Below are 22,084 nucleotides of genomic sequence, written 5' to 3'. Positions count from 1 at the left end.
AGCAACGCTACCAACATGTTTCAAAGGAAGCGTTTGTGCGCTCACTGTCATAGCGCTACCGGGACAGCGCTTGGCCCTGACAGGAGCAGCGATCGCCTCGTCTCGCAAGGGCGAGGAGCGGAACTCTTCCCCACAGGCGACCGTTCATCTTGGGTTTGACGAAGCGTCACCTTCCAGGCAATCCTTTCTGCATGCCTCCGCGCGCACGGATCAGTGAGCAGACCCGGATCGCTGAGATCGAGCGCCGCCTGATGGAGCAGTTCCCCGAGGTCAATGCGACGTTCCTCGACGAGACAGTCCGCGAACATCATTCCCGGTTCGCCGCCAGCCCCATCCGGGATTTCATCCCCTTGCTCGTCGAAAAGCGCGTTCGACAGGAACTGACCAGACTCGCGTAGAGCGTCATAGGCTCTCGTTCCATGGACTTCGAAATACTCCGCAAGGATCTGCACCAGACCCGGTTCGCATCCGCCGACGCCCCGGCACCGGCTGACGGCGAAGCCCTGCTGCGGGTCGAGTCCTTCGGGTTGACATCGAACAACATCACCTACGCCGTCTTCGGCGAAGCCATGCGGTACTGGGATTTCTTCCCCGCCTCGGACCCGGACTGGGGCAAGCTGAACGTCTGGGGCTACGCCCACGTCGAGGAATCGCGGCACCCCGACCTGGCGCCGGGCATGCGCGTCTACGGCTACCTACCGTGCGCCAGCCACCTGCTGATCACGCCGGACCGCATCAACGAGAAAGGGTTCATCGACGCCGCGCCGCATCGGCTACCGCTGCCCTCGGCCTACCAGGGCTACCGCGACGTCACCACCGATCCCGTCTATTCGCCCGACCGCGAAGCCGAGCACATCCTGTTCTTCCCGCTCTTCTTCACGTCCTTCCTCATCGATGACTTCGTCGCCGATGAGGGCTTTTTCGGCGCCGACACCATCGTGATCTCCAGCGCCTCGTCGAAAACCGCGATCATCGCGGCCTACCTGCTCGCCAAGCGCGAGGGCATCCACCTGGTAGGCCTGACGTCGGCGGGCAACCGCGCATTCGTCGAAGGACTGCACGTCTACGATTCAGTTCACCTGTACGACAACATCTCTGAGTTGCCGGGCGACCGTGCGGTGTACGTCGACATCTCTGGTGACGGCGCGGTCCGCGCCGACGTGCACGCTCGCTACGGCGACCGCCTCGCCCACAGCTCTGCCGTCGGTATGACCCACTGGACCCAGATGGCGCAAGGCAGCACCGATCTCGCCGGGCCCAAGCCCGTCTTCTTCTTCGCCCCGGACCGCATCCAGAAGCGGGGCGCCGACTGGGGCGCCGCGAAACTCGACCAGAACGTCGCCGAGTCATGGGCGCCGTTCGCCGATTGGGCTTCGAATTGGCTTCGCATCGAACGGATTTCGAGCGAGGACGAGATCCAGCAGGCCTACCTCGAGCTGCTCGACGGGAAGGTCGACCCGACAGCAGGCACCATCGTCGATCTGTAATTCACCGGTCCGCAACCGCGGCGAGGAGGCTGCAATGGCAACAGCGGTGAGCGCGTTCGCCGCCGTGTTCTTTCTCGGCATGGGCCTCTACGCGTTGGCCGCTCCGGCCAGGATGATCCAGGTGTTCGGCATCACCCTGCCCACGCGTGAGTCCCGCTCCGAGGTGCGGGCCGTTTACGGCGGCTTCGGTGTGGCGATCGCGGGTGTGCTGGCGTTTGCGGCCCTGCAGCCGAGCCCGGCACGAACGGGGGTCATGATCACCGTCGGACTGGCATTGGCGGGCATGGCATTCGGTCGGCTCGTCTCGGCCGTCATCGACGGCAGGACCCCGTTCTACCCCAACTGGTTCTACTTCATCGTGGAGGCGGTGGTCGGCGGCGCACTGCTGCTGACCGCCGCGGGTTAACCGGCCGCCGACGGCGACCCGAACAGATCCGCGAGGGGCGATGCGGCATGCTGAGTTCGTGTTCGACGCCCTCGACCACGTCATTGTCGCCGTCCGCGACCTCAGCGACGCCACGCGCCGCTACGCCACGCTGCTGTCGCGCAACCCTTCGTGGCGCGGCGAACATCCCGGCTGGGGCACGGCCAACGCACTGTTCAGGCTCGACAACACCTACCTCGAGCTGATCTCGCCACACGGTGACGGTCCTCTCGGGCGCACGGTCGCGGCGCAGTTGGACCGGTGCGGCGACGGCCCGATCGGGCTCGCGTTCGCCACCGCGGATCTCGATGACGCGCATGTTCAGCTCATCGCCAACGGCCTTGAGCCGCCGCCGGTCTCGCCGGGTCAGGGCATCGACACCGATACCGGACTGGTCCGGCACTGGCGCAGCGTGCTGCTCCCCCAATCCCGCACCCGCGGCGTGCTGATCATCGCGATCCAGCACGAATCCCCGGATCGCCTGCCGGAGGCCGTGCCGGTCGGCGACGCGGACGCCGTCGTGACCGGAATCGACCACGCTGTCGTGCAGAGCGCCGACGCCGACGCCGCGGTCGCGCTGTACCGCGACGGGCTCGGCCTGCGCCTCGCGCTGGACCGCAGTTTTCCGGATTGGGGCATGCGGCTGGTGTTCATGCGGGTCGGCGGTGTCACTGTCGAGATCGCGCAACCGCTGCGCGACGCGCCGTTGCCGCCGCACACCGACCAACTGTGGGGTCTGTCCTGGCGTGTTCCGGACGCCGACGCGGCGCGGGCGCGGCTCGCTACAGCCGGCCTCGATGTCTCCGAGGTTCGTCCCGGGCGCAAGCCCGGCACGCGGGTAGTCAGTGTGAAGGACGGCACCTGCGGGGTACCGACGTTGTTGATCGAGCCCAGTTGATTTCGTGCTTGCGGGCGCTCACCCTGCTCGCACTGCTCGCCGCAGTGGTGCAGTGCGCGCATGCGGAGCCTCCGCATCCGGCCACTCCGGCGCCGCCTTCTCCGTCATCGTCGGCCAGTGGGGCACCGGCCACGGCGGCGGCGGAGGCGGTCACCGCCGCGGATCTCGGGGCGAGCTGGCGCCCGGGCTGCCCCGTCGAACCCGCGCAACTACGACGAATCCATCTCCGCTACAGGGGTTTTGACGGCCAGACACACCTGGGCGAGCTGGTCGTGCACGAAGACCTGGTCGCGGACGTCACCGACATCTTCGAGCAGCTCTACCGACTGGGCTATCCCATCGAGCGGATGCAGACTGTCGACCACTATCCGGGTGCCGACGACGAACTGTCGATGGAGGACAACAACACCTCCGCATTCAACTGCCGGGCCATCCCGGGCACCGGTCGATGGGCCCAACACGCGTACGGCCGCGCGATCGACCTCAACCCGCGCCTCAACCCGTGCCGCTACGCCGATGGCACCTTCGAACCACACAATGCGGCAACATATTTGGATCGCAACCGCACCGACGCGGGGACCCTGCACCGTGGTGACCCCGCGGTGCGCGCCTTCACGGATCGCGGCTTGCGCTGGGGCGGCGACTGGACCACGCCCATCGACTACCAGCACTTCGAGCGGCCCTGAGCTCAGAGGCCCAAAGCCCGCGCCGCAGCCGTCGCCACCTCTCCCCGCAGATTAGACATCGGTGGGCTGCCCCGGGTGTGAATCGAGTTGGACAGCAGCACGATGTAGGTGTCGGAGGCCGGGTCCATCCACAACGAGGTTCCGGTGAAGCCGGTGTGGCCGAAGCTGCCGACGGGAAAGACCGCGCCCCGCGGCGCGGACTGACCCGTGTCGATGTCCCAGCCGAAGCCACGCAGGTTCTGGCCCGCGATCGCCGGGTAGCGCGCGGCGAGCAGCGAATGCGTATTGCTCGGGCGCTGCGCCAACGCCTTGCGGGCAGCCTGGTCGGCCGCTTCGACCTGCTGGGGCGTATGTCCCGGCTGCTGCGGCGAGGTCATCATCGCCAAAGTTGCTTGCTGCAGCGGGAATTGGCTCGGGCGGCCGGCGAGGCGGTCGAGCAGGGCCTGGGCGAAGACACTCACATCGCGTGCCGTCGAGAACACGCCGGCATGGCCGGCCACCCCGCCCATCCGCCGCGCGGTCGTGTCATGCACCGTGCCCCGAAGCAGGTGATCGAGATCGGGGTTCTTGCCGGGATCGGCTCGGCCTTCCTCGTCTCGTGCGGTCGGTGCGATGCGCGGCAGCAGGCCGGTGTTCCAGGTGCCGGCCGGACAGGTGGTCGGCAGCTGGCCGGCCCCCGGCGCCCAGGCAATCGCGGACCCGTACGTCGCGTGCGGCCCGCACGCTCTGGCCGCAGGAAGGAACCGGGTGTCGTCCATTCCGAGTGGGTCGAAGATGTGTTGCTGCGCATACACATCGAGAGCCTCACCGCTGGCCTTTTCCACCAGCTCACCAAGAAGGATGAAGTTGATGTCGGAGTAGCGGAAGCCGTCGCCGGGACCGGACTGCAGCGGGGTGCCCAGCGCGCGCCGCAGGCCTTCTGCCTTGTCGGGGCCGTTCAGTCCCCACGGATCTTTGAGTTCGACGTCTCCCGGTTCGCCCGAGGTGTGCGTGAGCAACATCCGGATCGTCACCTTGGCGCGCCGCGGGTCGTTCGACGGGTTGAAGTCCGGCAGGTACTGCTGGGCAGGATCGTCGAACCGCACCTTGCCCTGTTCATAGAGCTGCATGACGGCAGTGGCGGTGACCAGATTCTTTGTCAGTGACGCCAGGTCGAAAATGGTGTCCTCGGTCATCGGCTCAGCCGGCGACGGCCGGCCGTCCAGGCCGGCTTCGCCGGCATGCTTGCGCAAGCCGTAGGCCTGGTGGAGTGCGACGGCGCCCCCGTGCCCGATCTCAATCACGGCGCCGGGCAATTTGTCTGCCGCGATCGCGTCGTTGACCAGCTTGGAGACGGCGCCGAAGGCGGGTGCGTCGGCCATTTCGGGCAGCGCCGGCGACGGTGTGTGGACGTGGGCGGGAGCGGGCGCTGCCTGGCCGCCGTTGCTCACCGCGGTGTGCGCTGCAGAGTCGTGCGAGCATCCCGCGACGACAGCAACCATGAGCGTCGCGAGTGCGACAGCCTTTCGGTTCACGTGATTCCCCGCGTTATTCCCCGCGTTCACGGATATGGATGGAGCGATTTCAGCTTAGTGTGGTCGGAAGCACTAGCCGAAGGACACGGACCAGATGAACACCGACGAAGAGTCCGTCACCACGCTGGAAGATCTACGGGGCGACCTGGCGCAGCGATACAGGTGGACGCCCAGCGGCGGAAGCACCGTCGACAGCGCTGTGGTCGAAGCCGACGTGGCGGCCCTGGCCCGCGACGGCTACGTCATCTGGGAAAACCTGCTCGATGCCCAGCAGTGCCGGGAGATCCGGGAAACCGTGCGTCCGTGGCTGGGACATACCGGACGCAATTCCTTCGAGGGCAGGCGCACGCAACGCGTCTACAGCGTGCTGAGTCGGACGAGGTTATGTGACCGGCTCGTCGACAACCCGAGGGTGCTGGCGGTGCTGGACCGCTTGCTGATGCCCAACTATCTGCTTTCGGCCTTGCAGGCCATCAATATTCAGCCGGGCGAGTCCGCCCAGCTGCCTCACCACGACGACGGGTTCTATCCCATTCCGCGCCCGCGGGAACCTCTTGCGGCAGCGACGATCTGGGCGATCGACGACTTCACCGCCGACAACGGCGCCACCGTGGTGATACCCGGCAGCCACCGGTGGGGTAAGCGCCGTCCCGGCCCGGACGACACCGCTCTGCCGGTCGTGATGCCCGCCGGTTCCTGCGTCTTCTTCGTCGGCACGTTGTGGCATGGCGGGGGCGCGAACACGTCCACGCACGACCGTCTGGCCGTCACCGCCCAGTACTGCCAGCCGTGGCTGCGACCGATGGAGGCCTTCACCCTGTCGGTGTCGCGCGACATCGCCCGAACGGTGTCCGACGACATCCAGCGCATGCTCGGCTACAGCATCCATCCGCCGTTCGTCGGAGCGGTGGACGGACTGCACCCGTTGCGGTTGCTGGGAACCGAGCAGGAATAGCGCATGGCCGCCGAAAAGGATCGCGTCAGCCGCCGCCGGCTGTTATCACTGGCGGGCGGCCTGGGGTTGACGGCCGCAGTCGGCGCGTGTGTCGGCCGGACGGCTGCTGATCCCGCGCGGCCCGTCGCGACACAGGTGATCAGCCGCGACGCCTGGGGCGCCCGTCCCGCACGCCCCGGAGGTACGCCCCAGACGATTACGCGCATGACCCTGCACCACGCCGCCGTGGTGCTGGGCGACAATCGCAACGCTCCGGCCCGGTTCCGTGCGGACCAGCGTTACCACCAGGACACGCTGGGCTGGATCGACATCGCGTACCACTTCGGCGTCGACGGGAACGGCAACATCTACGAACTGCGCAGACCCGAGATTGCGGGTGACACCGCGACCGACTACAACACGATCGGCCATTTCCTGGTCATCTGCGAGGGTGACTTCGATCGGGAAGTCGTGCCAGAGGCGCAGGTTGACGGCGCGGCGCGCATATTCGCCTGGGCCGCAAGCACTTACAAGCTCTCCACGACTACGCTGGCGGGCCATCGAGATTTCGCGCAGACGTCATGCCCCGGCAAGAACCTCTACGCATACCTGTCCTCGGGCGACCTCAAGCGCCGGATCGACGGGTTCCAGGCCTCCGGCGGAATCGACCTTCAGCGGTTGTCCGGATCTGACGGCTTGGCGAAGGTCGCGGCCATCGAGGCCGGCAACTGACGCACGTTGTCAACGACGTAATTGCGTTGAGCGATGCAATTACGTCCAAGGCTTAACCGCCGTCGGCCGAACGCTTATCCTTCGAGAGTGGCACGAGGCCCGGGATGACCAGCGAAGCGCACCCGAGCGCGCCGGCTCTGGCCGATTGCGCGAGTGAGCAGCTGCACCTGTCCGGCCGGATCCAGGCCCATGGGGCGCTGATCGCCGCTGACCTGCAAGACCGTCGCATCACCTATGCCAGCGCCAACACCGAAGAGCTGATCGGCGCCGCGCCGGATCAGCTCTTCGACGCGCCGCTGACGAGCATCTTCTTCGCGGATGAACTGCAGCGCCTCGAGCAGGCGATGGAGCAGAGCGGATACCGGCCGTCCTCCCCGGATCTGTACGGCGTCCGCCTGGCGGCCGAGGCCCACGGCAGGGTCGATGTGATCCTGCATCAGGTGGCCGGACAGATCGTCATCGAGATCGAGAAATCGCACGGGGACTATCAGGCGAATCTCGTTCCGGTGCTGTATGCGTCGCAGGAGATCGGCGAAGCCAAGAGCGTGCCCGAAATCGAGTTGGCCGTCGCTTGCGCCGTCCGGGCCTTGACCGGCTTCGACCGGGCGATGGTCTACCGGTTCCATGAAGACGAGCACGGGGAGATCGTCGCTGAGGATCGCCTTCCCGGACTGGTTCGTTATCTCGGACACCACTTTCCGGCGAGCGACATCCCGCTGCAAGCCCGTCACATCTACACCCGCAAAGCGTCGCGGTACATCCCCGACGTCGATGAGGGCGACGTCGCCGTGATCGCCTCCCGGCGGATGGCCGGCACCAGCCTCGACCTGAGTCACGCTGCGCTGCGCAGTGTTTCCCCGTTCCACCTCGAGTTCATGCGCAACATGGACACCGCGGCCAGCGTGTCGTTCTCGATGGCCGATGGGGGCCGGCTGACCCGTCTCGTCTCGTGCACATCTGAGAAACCCCAATGGCTTTCGCGCTCCACGCGCCGTGCGTGTGAACTGCTGGTCCTGCAGGCAAAGCTTCAGGTCTCCGCGGCCGAACAGATCTCCAGATTGAACGATGCCGCGCGAAGGGAATCCATCCGCAACCGCCTGCGGGCGGCGATGCAGGCGGCCACCGCCATCCCCGAAGGCCTCACGTCGGCTGCCGAAGACCTGCTGGAGCTCTGCCAGGCGGAAAGCGCGGCCGCATCTGTGGACGGGCAATACCGCTCGATCGGATCAGCGCCGGCCGAGGAGGCCGTGCGACGACTCGCGAGCGAGATCCGCGCGTCCAGGTCGCCGGGTTCGCCCTGGGCCTCCGATCGCTTGCAACAGCAGACGGCAGACGATCTCGGTGCGGCCGGCTGTTTGTTCGTCGCGCTCAGCGCGCCCGACGACTTCGTGATCTGGTTTCGGCGCGACCGTCTGCAACAACTCCGCTGGCTGGGAGATCCGCGCACGCACGCCACTGGATTGCTGAATCCGCGCAAGTCGTTCGACACCTGGCTTCAGCAGGTCACCGGCTCGAGTGTGCCGTGGACAGAGGCCGACCTGCGGGCGGCGCGCCTGCTGGCATATGACATCGAATCGGCGCAGCTCAGCCGTGCTCAGGCCCAATTGGCGCACCTCGGTATGCACGACCCGCTGACCGGGCTGCCCAACCGCCACCACCTGAGCAGTGTCATGGCGAACATGCTGGCGGGGGCATCGTCAGCGGCTCCGGTGGCCGCCATCTTCATCGACCTCGACCGGTTCAAGGCGGTCAACGACAAGTACGGCCACGAAGCCGGCGACTGTGTGCTGCGGGAGGCGGCCCGGCGCATCGCCGAGGTCACCCGGGCCGGGGCCGATGTCGTGATTCGCGCCGGTGCGGACAGGCCGCCTGCGGTCCGGCTGGGCGGTGACGAGTTCTTCGTGCTGTTGCCCGGGGCGGATGCCGCGGGCGCCGCCCTGGTGGCAGAGCGTATCCGTCAGTCGCTGCGCGAGCCGATTGCGATAAGCCCCGATGTCCGACTGACCATCGGCGCTTCTATCGGGGTTGCTCTGGCGTCGGAGCCCGAGGAACTACACCGTCTGCTCAGCCGGGCCGACGCCGCCATGTACGAAGACAAGCGCCGCCCCAAGCCCGTGGAAGCATCGTGATTCACCACTGAAAGTCGATCAGGCCCCGGATATTTCGGCCTTCCCGCATATCGTCGACCGCCTCGTTGATCTGCTCGAGCCGGTAACGGCGGGTGACCAGTTCGTCGAGCTTGAGCCTGCCCTCGCGGTACATCGACAACAGCATCGGGATGCTCGCGCGCGGATTCATGCCGCCGCCCAGCACTCCCTTGAGCTGCTTGGCCGACAACACCATGTCGTTGAGCACGAGCGGCACCGGCAACTCGTCATAGCGACTGAGTCCGGTAAGCACGCAGGTGCCGCCCTTGCGCGTCAACATCATTGCCGGCGAAAGCAGTTCGGTCGGCATCACACCGGGAGTCAGCACCACCCGGTCGGCCATCACGCCGCGGGTCAGCTCCCGCACCAGCGGCGCCGCCTCCCCGACGGACGCCGCGACATGGGTGGCGCCGAATGAGATCGCCGAATCACGTTTGAAAACAACGGGATCCACCGCGATTATGTATTTGGCCCCGACGGCTCGCGCGCCCTGCACCGCATTCATGCCGACACCACCGACACCGATCACCACGACGGTGTCACCGGCCTCGGTGCCGGCACCCACGGTCGCCGAACCCCAGCCGGTCATGACGCCGCAGGACACCAAAGACCCCGCGTGGAAGGGGATGTCGTCGTCGATTTTGATCACTGACGACTCCGCGGCCACCACGTACTCGGCGAACGTGCCCAGCTGGGTCATCGCCGTCAGAGCATCGCCGCCCAGGTGACGGCGCGGGGTGCCGTCGGTCGTCATCTCCTTCGACACCGTGCCGGCCCCGAGGTCACAGAGGTAACTCAGACCGCAGGAGCACCACCGGCATACCCCGCAGGCCGGGATGAACGACGTCGCCACCCGGTCACCGGGCTGGACTGACCGAACGCCCGGGCCGACCTCGACGACGACGCCGGCGCCTTCGTGCCCGCCCAGCATCGGGTACAGATCGGGCACCGGAATACCGTGCGTCCGCATGATCGCCGCCAGACGCTCACCCGCCACACCGTCGCCGGTCGCGTAGTGGTCATCGGAGTGGCAGATCCCGGCGACCGCCACTTCCACCAGCACCTCACCGGCCTTTGGCGGATCCAGTTCGATTTCGTCGATCTCCCAATCGCGGCGCGCGCCCCGCAACACCGCACCCCGACATTTCATCCGAACACCGTGCCCATTGCCACATCCCGTCTGCACCGATGCCAATCGTTGCGGCCGAGCATCCCATTGCGGCCGATGAGCCCTCGGGACAGGGACTATTGGCCCTACAGAAGCCTCCCGATGGAAGCGCATGCTGGTCACTGCCTAAATCGGGAGGAGCGCCATCATGGCAGACACAGACACCGAGAAGAAGACCGTTGCCGAACTCGCGGCAGACCTGACCGATCGAGCAGCCGGCCTGTCTGACGAAGTCCTGAAATCGGTCGAATCCGGACAACGGGCGGCGATCGACGCCGTGCGTAAGTTCGTCGGCACCGTCGAGGATTCGATACCCGGACACGGTGACGACCACCCGTCACGACGCAACACGATCGTGGATGCCGCCCTGGACATGGCGGACAAGCTCGTCAAGACCCAGTACGAGTTCATCCGCAGCGTGGTGAGCAGCGCGAACGAGACACTGCACAAGCAGGCCGAGGCCAAGCCGCCCGCTGAATGATCGCCGCCGGCCGGCACAGCCGCTCGGGTGCGGAATTCGCTCCCCCGCCGTGCCGGTTTGTAGGCTTTCGGGCATGCCGTTCAAAAACGGCGAGGTCTTCGCTGGCTACGTGATCGAGCGGCTGCTCGGCACTGGCGGGATGGGCGAGGTCTACCTCGCACAGCACCCGCGTCTGCCTCGTCACGACGCGCTGAAGGTCCTGTCCCTGGCCGCTACCGCCGACCAGGAGTTTCAGGCGAGGTTCAAGCGCGAAGCGGAACTGGCCGCGACACTGTGGCACCCGCACATCGTGGGCGTGCTGGACCGCGGTGAGTTCAACGGGCGGCTGTGGATCTCGATGGAATACGTGGACGGCATGGATGCGGGCCAGCTGGTACGGGATCGCCACCCGGACGGCATGCCCGAACAGGATGTGACCGAAATCGTGACCGCGGTGGCCGACGCGCTCGACTTCGGTCATGATCGTCGTCTGCTCCACCGGGACGTCAAGCCGGAGAACATCCTGGTGGCGGCGGCCGACGGCCACCGCCGCAGGGTGTTGTTGACCGACTTCGGCATCGCCCGCAAGATCGACGACGTCAGCAACCTCACCGAGGCCAACGTCGCCGTCGGGACCATCAGCTACGTCGCCCCCGAGCAACTCCTGGGCAAGTCGCTGGACGGCCGGGCGGACCAGTACGCGCTGGCTGCCACGACGTTCTTCCTGCTCACCGGAGCTCCGCCGTTCCAAGACTCGAACCGCGCGGTGGTGCTGAGCCACCACCTCAATTCGCCGCCGCCGCGGATTTCGGAGCGCCGGCCCGAACTCGCACACCTGGACGCGGTGCTGGCCAAGGCGCTGGCCAAGGACCCGAACAAGCGATACCCGACGTGTGCGGATTTCGCCCGGGCGTTGTCGCAGGCGGGTCGCACCGAAAGCCCCCGCTCGGCCGAACGTCCGACGACCCAGCGCCTCGAACGTCTCATCGTCAGCGGGACCGCCCGCGCCGTGCAATCCAGTCCGGCCGGGGTCGACGACCTCGGAACCTTGTCGCTGCACGTGGTGCCACACGAGCCCCTCGAGGACCTGCCCGCTCTGCTGCCGGTCGAGATACAAACCGACCTCGTCCCGGGTCAGCTGACCGACGGGGACGAGGTCGAGGTCACCGGCATGTGGGACGGCGAGATCCTCGACGCCGACAAGATCGTCAACCTGTCGGCGGGCGCGCGGCCGAAGCGTCCCCGTCCCGAGGTCCCTTCGCCCACGCCGACAGCTCCGATCGCGCCGAGCGACAAGTCGCCGAAAGGCAGGAAAGTCTGGGTCCTGGCTGCCCTTGCCGTTGTCGCCGTTCTGGTGCTGACCGCCGGTGGCGTGCTGTATTTCACGCACGCCTTCAGCACGGAGACGCGTCCCGGCCCCATCGTCAAGCCGGTCAGCGCCACGGTGTTCTCCCCCGACGGCACGCCCGACAACCCGCAGGACGCCAAGCTCGCGATCGACGGCGACCCCAACACGGGTTGGTCCACCGTGACCTACACGGACGCCGTGCCGTTCCCGAAGTTCATTCAGGGCATGGGCCTGATGCTGCATCTGTCCGAACCGACCGCGTTGAGCGTGGTAACCCTTGACGTGCCCAGCACCGGGACCCAGGTGCAGATCCGCTCGTCCCCCACCGAGAAGCCCGCGAAGCTGGCCGACACCACCGAAATCGCCCCGACCACGTCACTGGAACCGGGACGCAACCGCATCACGGTGACCAACCAGACGAAGACGTCGAATGTGCTGGTGTGGATCTCCACGCTCGGCTCCACCAACGGCCAGAGCCGCACGGAGCTGTCTGATATCACCCTGCAGGCGGCCGGTTAAGGCAGCTCACGCGGAGCTTTCGTCCGAAAGACCTGCCGGCCGGTGACCTTGTCCTCTGGCCGCGTGTGGCTCTGGTCACAGATTCTCAGAGCATGACCGAGACCCCGTCAGCAATCCCGTTCTCCGTCTGGCGCAAGATCGCCATGGCGACCTGGCGTCCCCGGACGGACCCGACGATATCGCCACGATCGACGTCGAAGCCGGTCAATTGCTCGATTACATCGACCAGGTTCGGCAAGCGACCGGCCAGCACATCACGCCCGTCGACCTGGTCGGTCGGGCCGCGGGCAAGGTCGTCGAGGCGTTGCCGGGGCTCAACGGCCGGGTGGTGTTCGGCAGCTTCTTGCCGTCTCCGACCGTCGATTGCTTCTTCGTCGTATCGCTGCGGACCGATCCGGTATCAGGGGTTGAGGCCGCCAGGACCGATCTGTCGGGGACCGTGGTGCGGCGCATTAATGAGAAGCCGCCCTGGGCGATCGCCAAGGAGCTGGCCGACCGCGCGGGCCGCATCCGCGACGATCACGACCCGCAGTTCAAGAAGATGAAGGCCATGGTCAAGGGGCTGCCGCCGTTGCTGCTGCGCCCCCTGATGGCGGGCGTCGGATTCGTCACCGAGAGCCTGCAGCTGCCCCTTCCGTTCACCGGACTCGAGGCCCGCCCGTACGGATCCATCCTCGTCAGCAACGTGGGGACCTACGGCCTCGATTCGGCGGCTGCCCCGGTGCCGAACTTCTGCCACGTACCGATCACGATCCTGCTGGGAGCCGTGACTGACAAGGTGCTGGCCCGCGACGGTCAACCCGTCGTCCGTCCGGTGTTGCCGCTGACGATTAACCTGGACCACCGGTTCGTCGACGGCTACCAGGCCGCGACGATGGCCCGCATCTTCCGTGAGTACCTTGCCGACCCCGCGGCGTTCGACCCGGTTCCTGCTCAAATCTCGTCGGGCGAGTGCGAGCCCACGAACTCCGATGCGAAGAGCGCGGCGACCGTGTAGGCAGAACGCGGTCAGGCCGCGATGCCGAGTTGCCGGTTGATGTTCGGCCAGTAGGGCAACCCGCTCGGAGTGAGCAGGATGAAGTCGTGAATCCCGGTCTGGTTCAGGATGAAGCTGACCGGGGCCCCTTGAGCGATGGCTGCCTGTTGCAGGACGGCCGCTTGTTGAACGAGTGGATCCAGCGCGCCGGAATACACATAGGTCGGCGGAAGCCCGGCGAGTGACCCGAAGAGCGGGCTCACCATCGGGTTGGTCGTGGAAAGGCCGCCCGCCCAGACCGCGCCGAGGCCGCCGGCCCCGACGTCCAGCCACGGCGACAGCAGCACCATCGACGCCGGTACCGGGGCACCGTGGCTGACCAGGTACTGAACTGAGGACAGTGCGAGATTGCCGCCCGCGGAATCACCGACGACGCTGACGTTCTGCACACCGTGTTGGGTGATCAGCGAGGAAATCAGGCCAGCCGTCCGGGGCACCACCCACCCGGCGGTGCCGCCTTCCTGCAGCAGCGGGTAGATCGGCACCTGGAAGGTCGCGCCGGTCTGGTAGGCCGTCACCGAGTAGTTGATCCAGTGGAAGAACGACGGCGGGAAGATGAACGCACCGCCGTGCAGGGCGACGACGTATTCGCCCGTTGGGTTGGCCGGCGTGATCTGGACGACCCGCATCCCGTCATAGGAGGTGAACTGGACCGTTTGTCCCAGCAGCGCGTTCAGCAGCGGTGGCGGCGAGTTACCGAGGAACCACGACAGGGGCGGTGCGTCACTGGCGATCAGCGCCAGCAGCGGAGAACCCTGCACCGAAGTCAGCGAAGCAAATCCTGCGGCCACGTTTGCAGGGATCTGCTGAACTCCGAGTACCACTTGCTCGAAAGCCGCCAACGGCGCGGCGCTTGCCGCCTCAGCGGAGGCGTATGCCCCGGCCGCGCCCGTCAACGCCTGCGTGAACCGCTCCTGAAAGACGGCCACTTGCGCGCTCAGTACCTGATAGCCCTCGCCGTGGGCCGAGAACAGGGCGGCGATCGCCGCGGACACCTCGTCCTCGGCCGCCGCCAGCACCGCGCTGGTGGCACCCGCCACGCCCCGGTTCGCGGTCGCGACCGCCGAACCGATCGAAGACACGTCGGTGGCCGCGGCGGACATCAGCTCGGGAAACGCAACAACATATGACACAGCGCCGCTCCACCCTTCGATCGCCCGATTGTCGGGAGCTTATGTCGCCCTCGAGGGTTCAGGGAGCGGTTTGCCGGAAACCCATATCTGGCTTTGCCGTCATGGATATGCTGCCGAAGATGCAGGTCGCGCCAGAAAGTCTCATCACCGCATCACATGATTTGGCAGCCATCGGATCCGATCTGGATTTCGCCCATCTGAGGGCTGCAGCGCCGACAACCAACATCGCCAGCGCCGCGAGCGATGAGGTGTCGACGGCGATCGCCGGCCTGTTCGGCTCGCACGCCGAGGAGTTCCAGCAAGTGTCCGCCCAGGCGGCGGCATTCCATGAGCAGTTCACCCGCAACCTCGCCGGGGGTGCGAATGCGTACGCGAGTGCGGAGGCTTCCAACGCCGCGGTGTTGGCGTCGGCGGCGCCCGCTGCAGACGACAATCCCTGGACCTTCCTCGTCCAACTGGGAGCGCTGATCCTGACGCCGCCCATTTTCGTTGCGCTGCTCGGCTTCGCCTCGACCCTGCTGGCGACCTATTGGGCGGCGATGTTGTTCAGCAAGATCGTCCTGGGCAACGCGTAAACCCGCTCAGGCGTCCTGCAGCGACGATGGACCGGTGGCTCTCCTGGCCCGGGTGGCGGCCTTCTTCTTCGCCGGGGCCCGGCGTGAGCGAGCGGCAGTCGACTTGCTCAATGCGGGAGCCGCGGTCGTCGCAGGCCGGCTCTCGGCGACAGAGCCGCCGTCCGCGTTGAGAACCTCCGCCAGCGCGTCGACCAGAGTCCTGCCGCCCAGCTGTGGCCAGCCCTTGCCTTCGGGCCCCAGCAGTTGCTCCCAGATCTCTTGCAACAGAACGTGATCGGTGGCCTCCGGCTTCTTCTGCTCCTCGACCTCCGGTTCTTTCTTCTCGAACTTCTCGAACACGCCGAGCATTGCTTTCGCGACTTCTGCGCGGAACCACGTCATATCCATGTCGCCCGGGTCCGGTTTGCCCTGTTTGTTGATGCCGAGCGGGTTTTCCGCACCGGCCCACTCCTTGTGCCCGATGACGTGACTCGAGTCGTAACCCAGCTTCTTGAGCACCGCCGCGCTCGCGTCGCGCATGGTGATGATCTGCGCCGGCGGCCACGTCTCGTTGCCTGCGTAGTGCGTCCCCGCTTGCCACGCGCACTCGAAGCCGATCAGCCGAGTGTTGCCGAGGTCGTCGGGGATGCCCGGATAGCAACCCGGTCCGGCGTGGTTACACGGGCCCACTGCGACCAGGTGCAGGCGGCCGTCGGGAGTGATCAGCGCTTGCGACAGCGGCCCTTCCAGCCACCCCCGGGGCTGCATCACACCATTGCGGATGACCTCCCACTTTTCGTTGACGTTGCCCGTGTGGTGGATCATCACACCCCAGATCGGCCCCATCGCATGGGAGCCGTTCTCACCGGATCCGGTGCCACAGTCCTGCCAACCGTCATGAACGACCAAGCGGTCGCCGAGCGCCGAACTTAGAACTTCTTCCAACCACACAGGGTCCCCGGTGTACGTCACGTCGATTCCTCCCTCTGACATTTCGGCGAAGCGTTCGAACATCTCGCCGGCTTTTGTGATGCGGCTGCGGATTTCATTGAGGTAGTCACGGCGCGCGTCCGGATCGTTGAAAGCGTCGTCGGCGGACGTTTCGCCCGGACGCTGCTGGAGCCAGAAGATGTTCTTCCAGATGTCCGGCGACGCTCCTGCGCTGCAACGCTTCTCGTCGAGTCTGTCGAGGAACACCCGGATGTTCTCGTTGGGGTCGTCACGGCCCGGGTAGCTGTCGTCCTGCTGGTAGATACCATGCCAGGCGCCCTCGCCGCCTTCGGCATCCGGGCGCAGCCCAGACTCCTGAATCGCGGTCGACAGGCACGCGATCACTTCCTCACGCTCGTAGCGGCGCCGCAGGGTTTCACCGATGATGACTTCCGCGACGGCATCGAAGCCGGACTGCCGCGTCAGTGAACCCAGCCGTTTCAGGCCCTTCCAGCGCGCGGAATCCTGTTGTACCGCAGCGCTTGAGGTGACGACGTCCCACTGCCCGAAGTCCTCTCGCAGGATGCGGTTGCGGTCCACACCGACGCCGCCGACGCGTTGTTTGTCGATCTCGAACTGGTGCAGGTGGGCAGCGGGATGGACCTGTCCCCCGCTGTAACCCTCGTCCCAGTCGTGCATCCAGAAATACGTGCCGATGCCGTCGCGGAGCGCCCACTCGATGCAGGGGAAGTTGCAGTACACGCCCATCCGGTCTTTACCGAGTTGCTCCTGCCAGGCAAGCAGGTACGGGCGGCATCGGGTATTCCATTCTTCCTGGCTGGGGCAGGCGTCGATCGACACGTAGATCGGCGCGGTATCCGGACCGCCGGCCTCGGCATGCAGTCGCAGCCCGCGCTCGGCGTCTTGATATCCCTGCGCCGCCCCGCCTTTCCAGTCCGCGGAGTCGGCCTTGCCGAACTGATAATTCGACACCACTGCCAGTCCGCGGGCACGCAGGTCGTCGGCTTCCTGTTTGCGCAAGGGCTTGCCGTGCATCCAGTCTTCGCGGGGATCGGAGACGTAACGCACCGCACCGGCATACCCCGCGGCCCGGATCTGCTCGGCGCTGGGGACACCGGCGGAGTAGTCGACGAGCACCTGACCGACCAACGAGGTAACAGGCTGTGCTGCTTGACCTTTCGGCGCCAACCGAGGATCCACAGCGTCCTTGAGCCATGCCTTGTTGGGGTCGCGGTCCTGTCCGCCACTGCGCCCGGGCGGACCCCAGGTCTCGAAATGCAGGTGTGGACCCGAGGAACCGCCCTCGGAGCCCACGACGGCGATCTGTTGGCCGGCGCGCACCGTGTCGTTGGTCTGCCACGGCCGACCCGTGTCGGGATTTACCAGAGATGACGGCGGCATGTGCCCGAGAACGAAGTCCAGCCCCCATTGCTGCTGCGCATCGATCCACAACCACGAACCGAAACCGCCGGGGTCGTCGTTGATTCCAACGTGCACGAAGAATCCGTCTGCGGGGGCGTAGATCGGTGTTCCGTGGGCCGCTGCGATGTCGACACCCCGGTGGTCGGGACGATCGCCGGTGCGGTAGCCGCTGCTGTCACCGGTGTAGGTGCCGGGCACCAGGGGGTGGTACTTGATCCTGGTGGGCTGATCAATCCTCAACTGGCGGACCGTCTTTGGCTTGGTGGCCTGTTTTGATGCCATTCTCGATTCCTGTTCTGCCGAGATCACGCATTGACCGGGTCGGCTGCGCGCGGTGCCGCCAGACGTCCGGTGAGCAGGCCCCGCACCCAGTCCACGCCTCCGCCGATGTCATACGGGGAGTAGTGCGGATTCGGCTTGTCGTGCAGGAACACGACCCCGGAAATGATGGCCTCGATGATGGCCCAGATCTCCTCCACGGGCCTGCTGAAAAGCTTGCTGATCTGAAAGGCCAGCGAGATCGGATCCGAGAGGATATCGCCGCGGGCGACGGCCTGGTACACCGCAGCTTTCGCCTTGCTGGCATCGTCGTCGCCGTTCTCGGCGAAGATGTCACCCTCGCGGTAGACGTCCATCCAGTTGTCCGGCTTCACCGGGAAACCGGGTAGGCCGAATCGCCGGTACGGGTCCAGGCCGTGCGTACCGGTCTTCTTGATCCCGCCCGCCGCCCAGGCCGCGATGCTGCCGGTTTGGCGACACGGGTTGCCGTAGGCCAGCACCCCGAGCAGATCGGCTTCCCGCCACTCCAGCGGCTTGCCCGGCGCGAGGTGGTCCATCCAGAAGTCGAAACCGACGATCGCGCCCTGACTGAAGATCCCGAGCACCCACTTGGTGCCCGCCGGAAACGGCACCCCGTTGTCCATCACAGTCGCTCCGACCAGACGGGCGAGTTCGTTCTCCCCGCTGGCGTTGTCGAACGGGAATGCCGCGTTGTTGTAGCCGATCGGCTGGTGGCGGCACAGACCCTCGCCCTCCAGCTGCGAAGCCGTGCCGGCCACCGGCCCGGCGAACATGTCCGACTGGTGCCCCTCGACGGTGAACATGATCGGCAACATCGGCGCGGAGCCGGAGCGCACCCTGTCCCGGGTGCCAGGCGCCGGGTAACTGCCCAGTCGTTGCCGCACAGCGAGATTGGCGACCGCGCGCCCAACCGGATCGCGGATGATCGGCAGCCCGGTGCGCTGGCAGAACTGCTCGACGGCGCGAGCCACCAGATCGTCATAGTTGGGCTGGGCCACCACCCCCAGGTCGCGTGCCCACTGATATTTGTCGTGCAGTTTGGCCGTGAGCAGCTGGATCGCGCCCCAATTCGGCGCGTCGCGTGGGGTGTCCGCGCTGTCGACGTCGCCGACGCCCAGGCCGATCCACTGCCCATTCGCGTCATTCGCCATTTAAATCTCCTGCCACACCGCCAGGACGACACGCCGGACCCCCGTCAACGGCGACTTCGACTATGGCCCATGATGTTTGCCACCCCGCCCGTCAAGGATGGTTTCATCACAGCATTCAGCCGGGTGCGTCGATAGGGCCGAAAGTCCTGACCTGGCGACGGATCGGAAATCGTTGTTCTGCAACGGAATTACTCGGCTATTCAAGTACTTTCCAGGCGATGGGACCGCCCTCCGAGGCCGAACTGGTGCCGGACTCCTCCCCCGAACAGCTCCCGCTGTGGGTTGTCCGCCATTGCCCCGGACCGGAGCGGTCCACCACGGTCCCGTCCAGGCTGAATTGGAAGGTGCTCGGCACCGACGTCTCCGTCTGCCACCTGCAGCGCGGGTCTTTCGCGTCGTGGCCGGTCTGACGTGTCGTCCACGTCCCCGTCATCGTCATCCCCGACAGGGTGCCGGTGAAGCTTCCGGTGTACGTATCCGCTTGATAGGGCTGGTCCCAACTCGCCGTGCAGGTCACCGCGGCGTCGACGACATGGCAGTCCTGCACCGGCCCGTAGCTGTCACCGCCGATCTGGAAGTGCTTCATGGGCGGCAGGCCGGCGCCGTTCTGGTCCCGCGAGGTGGTGGTGCTGGATGGTCCAGTGATGATCGTGAACGGCGCGACCGCAGGCTTATTCGGCGTCGAGGCGCAGCCCGCCAGCGCGAGTGCCGTCGACGTGGCCGCAACGACCCGACATAAGTTTGCCCACATCAGGCTCACCAGTATCGGCGTCCGAACACGCCGCGATTAGAGACTAAGGACCCTGGACTTCGGGCCGTAAGTCCGCCACACATCCAGGTCGGCGCCGCATAGGGTGATCGGATGTGGCGATGGCGGTTCGGGGTGTTGGCTATGTTGAGCGCGATGGCGATCTCCGTCGCGCCGGCAGGAGCCGCGCCCGGTGATGACAACGGCCCACCGGACAACCTCGACGGCTATCCGATCGCGCCGGGCACTTACACCACCTCATACCGCTCGTGGGTCTACTTCACCACACCGGACGGGCGGTCCTGCGGCCTCGCCCCCAACGGCGGCCCAGTCGGGTGTGACGCGGTGCCCGCCGACGCCCCGCCCGGCACCAATCAGACCTTCGCCGACGCGATGCACCCCGCTGAGTACCGGCATTCAGACACCAAGACCTTCACCAGCAACCTAGCCGTGCTGCCCGCCGGATACCGGGTCCAGACCCTGGGCGGTGCCTGCGCGGTCGACAAGCAGGGCGCCGTGCACTGCCAGACCGAAGGCAACCACGGCTTCATCCTGTCCATCGAGCACGGCGTGCTCTGGTAACGGCCGGCGGCCCGAGGTCGTTCAGCCGGACAGCTAGGCGACGGTGAGCACGAGTTTGCCTCGCACATGCCCCTGCTCGGCGCGCTCGTGCGCGGCGCGAGCGTCGGCCAGCGGGTAGGTGCTGTCGATCGCCACCCGGACGGTGCCCGCGCCGAGCAGGCGCCCAAGCTCTGCGAGCTGTGAACCGTTGGAGCGAACCTGGGTCATCGAGACGGTGACGCGGCGCGCCGCGGCCGTCTCGGCGTCGGAAAAGCCTGGGTATACCGGAAATAACGCGCCGCCAGGCTTTATCGCGGGCAGGAAGCGGCTGGTGGCGGGCCCTCCGAGCGTGTCGAGGACAAGATCGACGTCGTGCGCGACGTCCTCCGGGCGGTTCTTGGTGTAGTCGATGAACTCGTCCGCGCCGAGGTCGATCAGAAACGACTCGTGCGTGCCCGACGCTACGGCGATCACCTGTGCCCCTTTCCATTTCGCAAGCTGCACGGCAATGTGCCCGACGCCGCCCGCGGCGCCGTTGACCAATACCGTCATGCCGTCCAGCGGCACCGGGCGATGTACCTGCGGCTGCAACGGATTCGTTTCGTCGTGGCCGAGATCGATCAGGAACTGCCAAGCGGTCAGCCCCGACATCGGCGCGGCCGCGGCATGGACGTGATCGATGCCGGCCGGCTTGTGCGCCAGGTCGGAGGCAGGCGCGGCGACATACTCCGCATAGGCCGCGCTGTCACCGAAGCTGGGAAAGCGGATCATGCCGAAGACGTCGTCGCCGACGGAGAACTCGTGCACGTCGGGCGCAACCGCCTCGACGACACCCGACACGTCCGACCCCGGAATGACCAGCAACGGGATCGACGGCCTGACCTCCGGCGGCAGGTCGGCATGCTCGTAGTTGTCGCGCAGATACCAGTCGGGAGGATTCATGCCGACCGCGTAAACGCGCACCAGCACCTCACCTGACCCCAACTCGGGCACCGGTACCGACTCGTAGCTCAGCACCTCGGGGCCACCGAAACGTTGCACCTGAATCGCTTTCATCGTCGCGGTCATCGCTCTCCCTAAATTTCACTCACACCTTTATCGCATCAACATGTTGCTTTAAGATCAGGCTGGCACAAGCAGGTCTGTAAAGCAACCAAGCGAGGCGATTAGTGGAAAAGCGGCAGATCACCAAAGGGCTGCGCACCGGCGGTCGCAGTGCGCGGGTGCGCCAGGCGGTCCTTGCCGCCACCCTGGACGAACTCGTCGGCGGCGGGTATGCGGCGCTGAGCGTGGACGCGGTGGCATCCCGCGCCGGCGTGAACAAGACCACCGTGTATCGACGCTGGCCCACCCTCGACGACCTGGTGGTTGACGCGCTCACCACATGGTCACTGGAAGCCCTGCCGGCGCCCGACACCGGCAACATCGAGACCGACCTGCTCGCGCTCGGCAACGAACTGGCGACCGCGCTCAACGGTGGCGTCGGACGCCAGGTTGTCGCGATGGTGCTGACCGCGGGCTTGCGCTCGCCACAGCTCAGCGCTGCGACCCGGCGCTACTTCGACTACCAGGCAGAGCGCGCCATTCCGCTTGTGGCCCAGGCGATCGACCGGGGTGAGCTACCCGCCACCTGTGACGCCAACGCGTTACTGACCACCTTTCGGGCTCCGCTCTTCTATCGCATGGTCACCACCGGCGAACCCATCGACGAGGCCCTCATCGCCCGGGCGGTGAGCGTCGCACTCCATGCGGCCCGAGCCGGATTGTTGTCGAGTGATTGACTAGTAAAGGTTACTGGATTGATCTACAGTATCGGTCACCATCGCGGCATCGTTTGAGAGGCAACGCCTGTGGCTCAATCTCGTGGCAGTACAGCCGCCCGGCGGCGGGTCTTTCATGTCGGCACCGGCA

Annotated in this window: 22 protein-coding genes; 14 read left to right on the top strand and 8 right to left on the bottom strand. The window is 66.3% G+C overall.

The window, feature by feature from the left end; translation table 11 throughout:
* The first annotated feature begins 191 nt into the window (after positions 1 to 191).
* Genes AO501_RS20200 through AO501_RS20180 form a run of 5 tightly spaced genes read left to right on the top strand, consistent with a single transcriptional unit; the run spans position 192 to position 3,495 of the window.
* The gene (locus AO501_RS20200; protein ID WP_055579385.1) at positions 192 to 398 is read left to right on the top strand and encodes a three-helix bundle dimerization domain-containing protein; all 207 of its coding nucleotides are present in this window, start codon (positions 192 to 194) and stop codon (positions 396 to 398) included.
* A gap of 21 nt (positions 399 to 419) precedes the next feature.
* The gene (locus AO501_RS20195) at positions 420 to 1,487 is read left to right on the top strand and encodes a DUF2855 family protein (RefSeq protein WP_055579384.1); all 1,068 of its coding nucleotides are present in this window, start codon (positions 420 to 422) and stop codon (positions 1,485 to 1,487) included.
* 34 nt (positions 1,488 to 1,521) lie between these two features.
* Entirely contained in the window at positions 1,522 to 1,893 is a 372-nt protein-coding gene (locus AO501_RS20190) for a DUF4345 domain-containing protein (protein ID WP_055579383.1), read from the top strand.
* Between the two features lie 40 nt (positions 1,894 to 1,933).
* Positions 1,934 to 2,809 carry a VOC family protein gene (locus AO501_RS20185; RefSeq protein ID WP_231752554.1) on the top strand — a complete coding sequence of 292 codons (876 nt, stop codon included), beginning with the start codon at positions 1,934 to 1,936 and terminating at the stop codon, positions 2,807 to 2,809.
* Positions 2,809 to 3,495 carry a M15 family metallopeptidase gene (locus AO501_RS20180; protein ID WP_371935020.1) on the top strand — a complete coding sequence of 229 codons (687 nt, stop codon included), beginning with the start codon at positions 2,809 to 2,811 and terminating at the stop codon, positions 3,493 to 3,495. Before AO501_RS20185 ends, AO501_RS20180 begins: the two co-directional genes overlap by 1 nt.
* A 2-nt stretch (positions 3,496 to 3,497) precedes the next feature.
* Here AO501_RS20180 and AO501_RS20175 read toward each other — a convergent pair whose 3' ends face one another.
* Positions 3,498 to 4,976: a serine hydrolase domain-containing protein gene (locus tag AO501_RS20175; protein WP_055579381.1), complete on the bottom strand. Its 1,479-nt coding sequence runs from the start codon at positions 4,974 to 4,976 to the stop codon at positions 3,498 to 3,500.
* Between the two features lie 127 nt (positions 4,977 to 5,103).
* Here AO501_RS20175 and AO501_RS20170 point away from each other — a divergent pair, with 127 nt between their 5' ends.
* From AO501_RS20170 to AO501_RS20160, 3 genes are all read left to right on the top strand, one after another.
* Entirely contained in the window at positions 5,104 to 5,964 is an 861-nt protein-coding gene (locus tag AO501_RS20170) for a phytanoyl-CoA dioxygenase family protein (protein WP_055579380.1), read from the top strand.
* Positions 5,965 to 5,967: 3 nt separating this feature from the next.
* Positions 5,968 to 6,675 (top strand): N-acetylmuramoyl-L-alanine amidase, encoded by a 708-nt coding sequence (locus AO501_RS20165; protein WP_082658745.1) that lies wholly within the window; start codon positions 5,968 to 5,970, stop codon positions 6,673 to 6,675.
* 104 nt (positions 6,676 to 6,779) lie between these two features.
* Entirely contained in the window at positions 6,780 to 8,804 is a 2,025-nt protein-coding gene (locus AO501_RS20160) for a sensor domain-containing diguanylate cyclase (RefSeq protein ID WP_055579379.1), read from the top strand.
* Between the two features lies 1 nt (position 8,805).
* On the opposite strand, the gene AO501_RS20155 is transcribed toward AO501_RS20160, so the two are convergent.
* Positions 8,806 to 9,972 (bottom strand): NDMA-dependent alcohol dehydrogenase, encoded by a 1,167-nt coding sequence (locus AO501_RS20155; protein ID WP_156452700.1) that lies wholly within the window; start codon positions 9,970 to 9,972, stop codon positions 8,806 to 8,808.
* Positions 9,973 to 10,138: 166 nt separating this feature from the next.
* Here AO501_RS20155 and AO501_RS20150 point away from each other — a divergent pair, with 166 nt between their 5' ends.
* Entirely contained in the window at positions 10,139 to 10,471 is a 333-nt protein-coding gene (locus tag AO501_RS20150) for a hypothetical protein (protein WP_055579377.1), read from the top strand.
* A 73-nt stretch (positions 10,472 to 10,544) separates the two neighbouring features.
* A complete protein-coding gene (locus tag AO501_RS20145; RefSeq protein WP_055579376.1) occupies positions 10,545 to 12,317 on the top strand; it encodes a serine/threonine-protein kinase in 1,773 nt (590 codons plus the stop codon).
* An 85-nt stretch (positions 12,318 to 12,402) separates the two neighbouring features.
* On the opposite strand, the gene AO501_RS40295 is transcribed toward AO501_RS20145, so the two are convergent.
* Complete coding sequence (locus AO501_RS40295) at positions 12,403 to 12,525, bottom strand: hypothetical protein (RefSeq protein ID WP_269435182.1); 123 nt, start codon at positions 12,523 to 12,525, stop codon at positions 12,403 to 12,405.
* On the opposite strand from AO501_RS40295, the gene AO501_RS20140 reads away from it, so the two are divergent.
* Positions 12,526 to 13,314, top strand: coding sequence for a 2-oxo acid dehydrogenase subunit E2 (locus AO501_RS20140; protein WP_055579375.1), 789 nt, complete (start codon positions 12,526 to 12,528; stop codon positions 13,312 to 13,314). It begins immediately after the preceding gene.
* Positions 13,315 to 13,325: 11 nt separating this feature from the next.
* Here AO501_RS20140 and AO501_RS20135 read toward each other — a convergent pair whose 3' ends face one another.
* Entirely contained in the window at positions 13,326 to 14,486 is a 1,161-nt protein-coding gene (locus AO501_RS20135; RefSeq protein WP_082658744.1) for a PE domain-containing protein, read from the bottom strand.
* A gap of 119 nt (positions 14,487 to 14,605) precedes the next feature.
* Here AO501_RS20135 and AO501_RS20130 point away from each other — a divergent pair, with 119 nt between their 5' ends.
* Positions 14,606 to 15,061 (top strand): PE family protein, encoded by a 456-nt coding sequence (locus AO501_RS20130; protein ID WP_197419910.1) that lies wholly within the window; start codon positions 14,606 to 14,608, stop codon positions 15,059 to 15,061.
* Positions 15,062 to 15,067: 6 nt separating this feature from the next.
* Here the strand turns inward: AO501_RS20130 and AO501_RS39540 are convergent, their stop codons facing one another.
* From AO501_RS39540 to AO501_RS20115, 3 genes are all read right to left on the bottom strand, one after another.
* Positions 15,068 to 17,695 (bottom strand): glycoside hydrolase domain-containing protein, encoded by a 2,628-nt coding sequence (locus AO501_RS39540; RefSeq protein WP_063892901.1) that lies wholly within the window; start codon positions 17,693 to 17,695, stop codon positions 15,068 to 15,070.
* Positions 17,696 to 17,718: 23 nt separating this feature from the next.
* Complete coding sequence (locus tag AO501_RS20120) at positions 17,719 to 18,864, bottom strand: hypothetical protein (protein ID WP_055579373.1); 1,146 nt, start codon at positions 18,862 to 18,864, stop codon at positions 17,719 to 17,721.
* 196 nt (positions 18,865 to 19,060) lie between these two features.
* Complete coding sequence (locus tag AO501_RS20115) at positions 19,061 to 19,615, bottom strand: hypothetical protein (RefSeq protein ID WP_156452699.1); 555 nt, start codon at positions 19,613 to 19,615, stop codon at positions 19,061 to 19,063.
* A gap of 153 nt (positions 19,616 to 19,768) precedes the next feature.
* On the opposite strand from AO501_RS20115, the gene AO501_RS20105 reads away from it, so the two are divergent.
* The gene (locus AO501_RS20105) at positions 19,769 to 20,194 is read left to right on the top strand and encodes a hypothetical protein (RefSeq protein WP_231752553.1); all 426 of its coding nucleotides are present in this window, start codon (positions 19,769 to 19,771) and stop codon (positions 20,192 to 20,194) included.
* A 33-nt stretch (positions 20,195 to 20,227) separates the two neighbouring features.
* Here AO501_RS20105 and AO501_RS20100 read toward each other — a convergent pair whose 3' ends face one another.
* On the bottom strand, positions 20,228 to 21,241 hold the full coding sequence (locus AO501_RS20100; RefSeq protein WP_055579369.1) for an NADP-dependent oxidoreductase: 1,014 nt from the start codon (positions 21,239 to 21,241) through the stop codon (positions 20,228 to 20,230).
* A gap of 101 nt (positions 21,242 to 21,342) precedes the next feature.
* Between AO501_RS20100 and AO501_RS20095 the strand changes: the two genes are divergently transcribed.
* A complete protein-coding gene (locus tag AO501_RS20095; protein WP_055579368.1) occupies positions 21,343 to 21,954 on the top strand; it encodes a TetR/AcrR family transcriptional regulator in 612 nt (203 codons plus the stop codon).
* Positions 21,955 to 22,084: the final 130 nt, after the last annotated feature.

The sequence above is a fragment of the Mycobacterium gordonae genome (assembly GCF_001417955.2).
Classification (GTDB): Bacteria; Actinomycetota; Actinomycetes; order Mycobacteriales; family Mycobacteriaceae; genus Mycobacterium; species Mycobacterium gordonae_B.
This window is presented reverse-complemented; position numbering and strand designations above follow the sequence as displayed.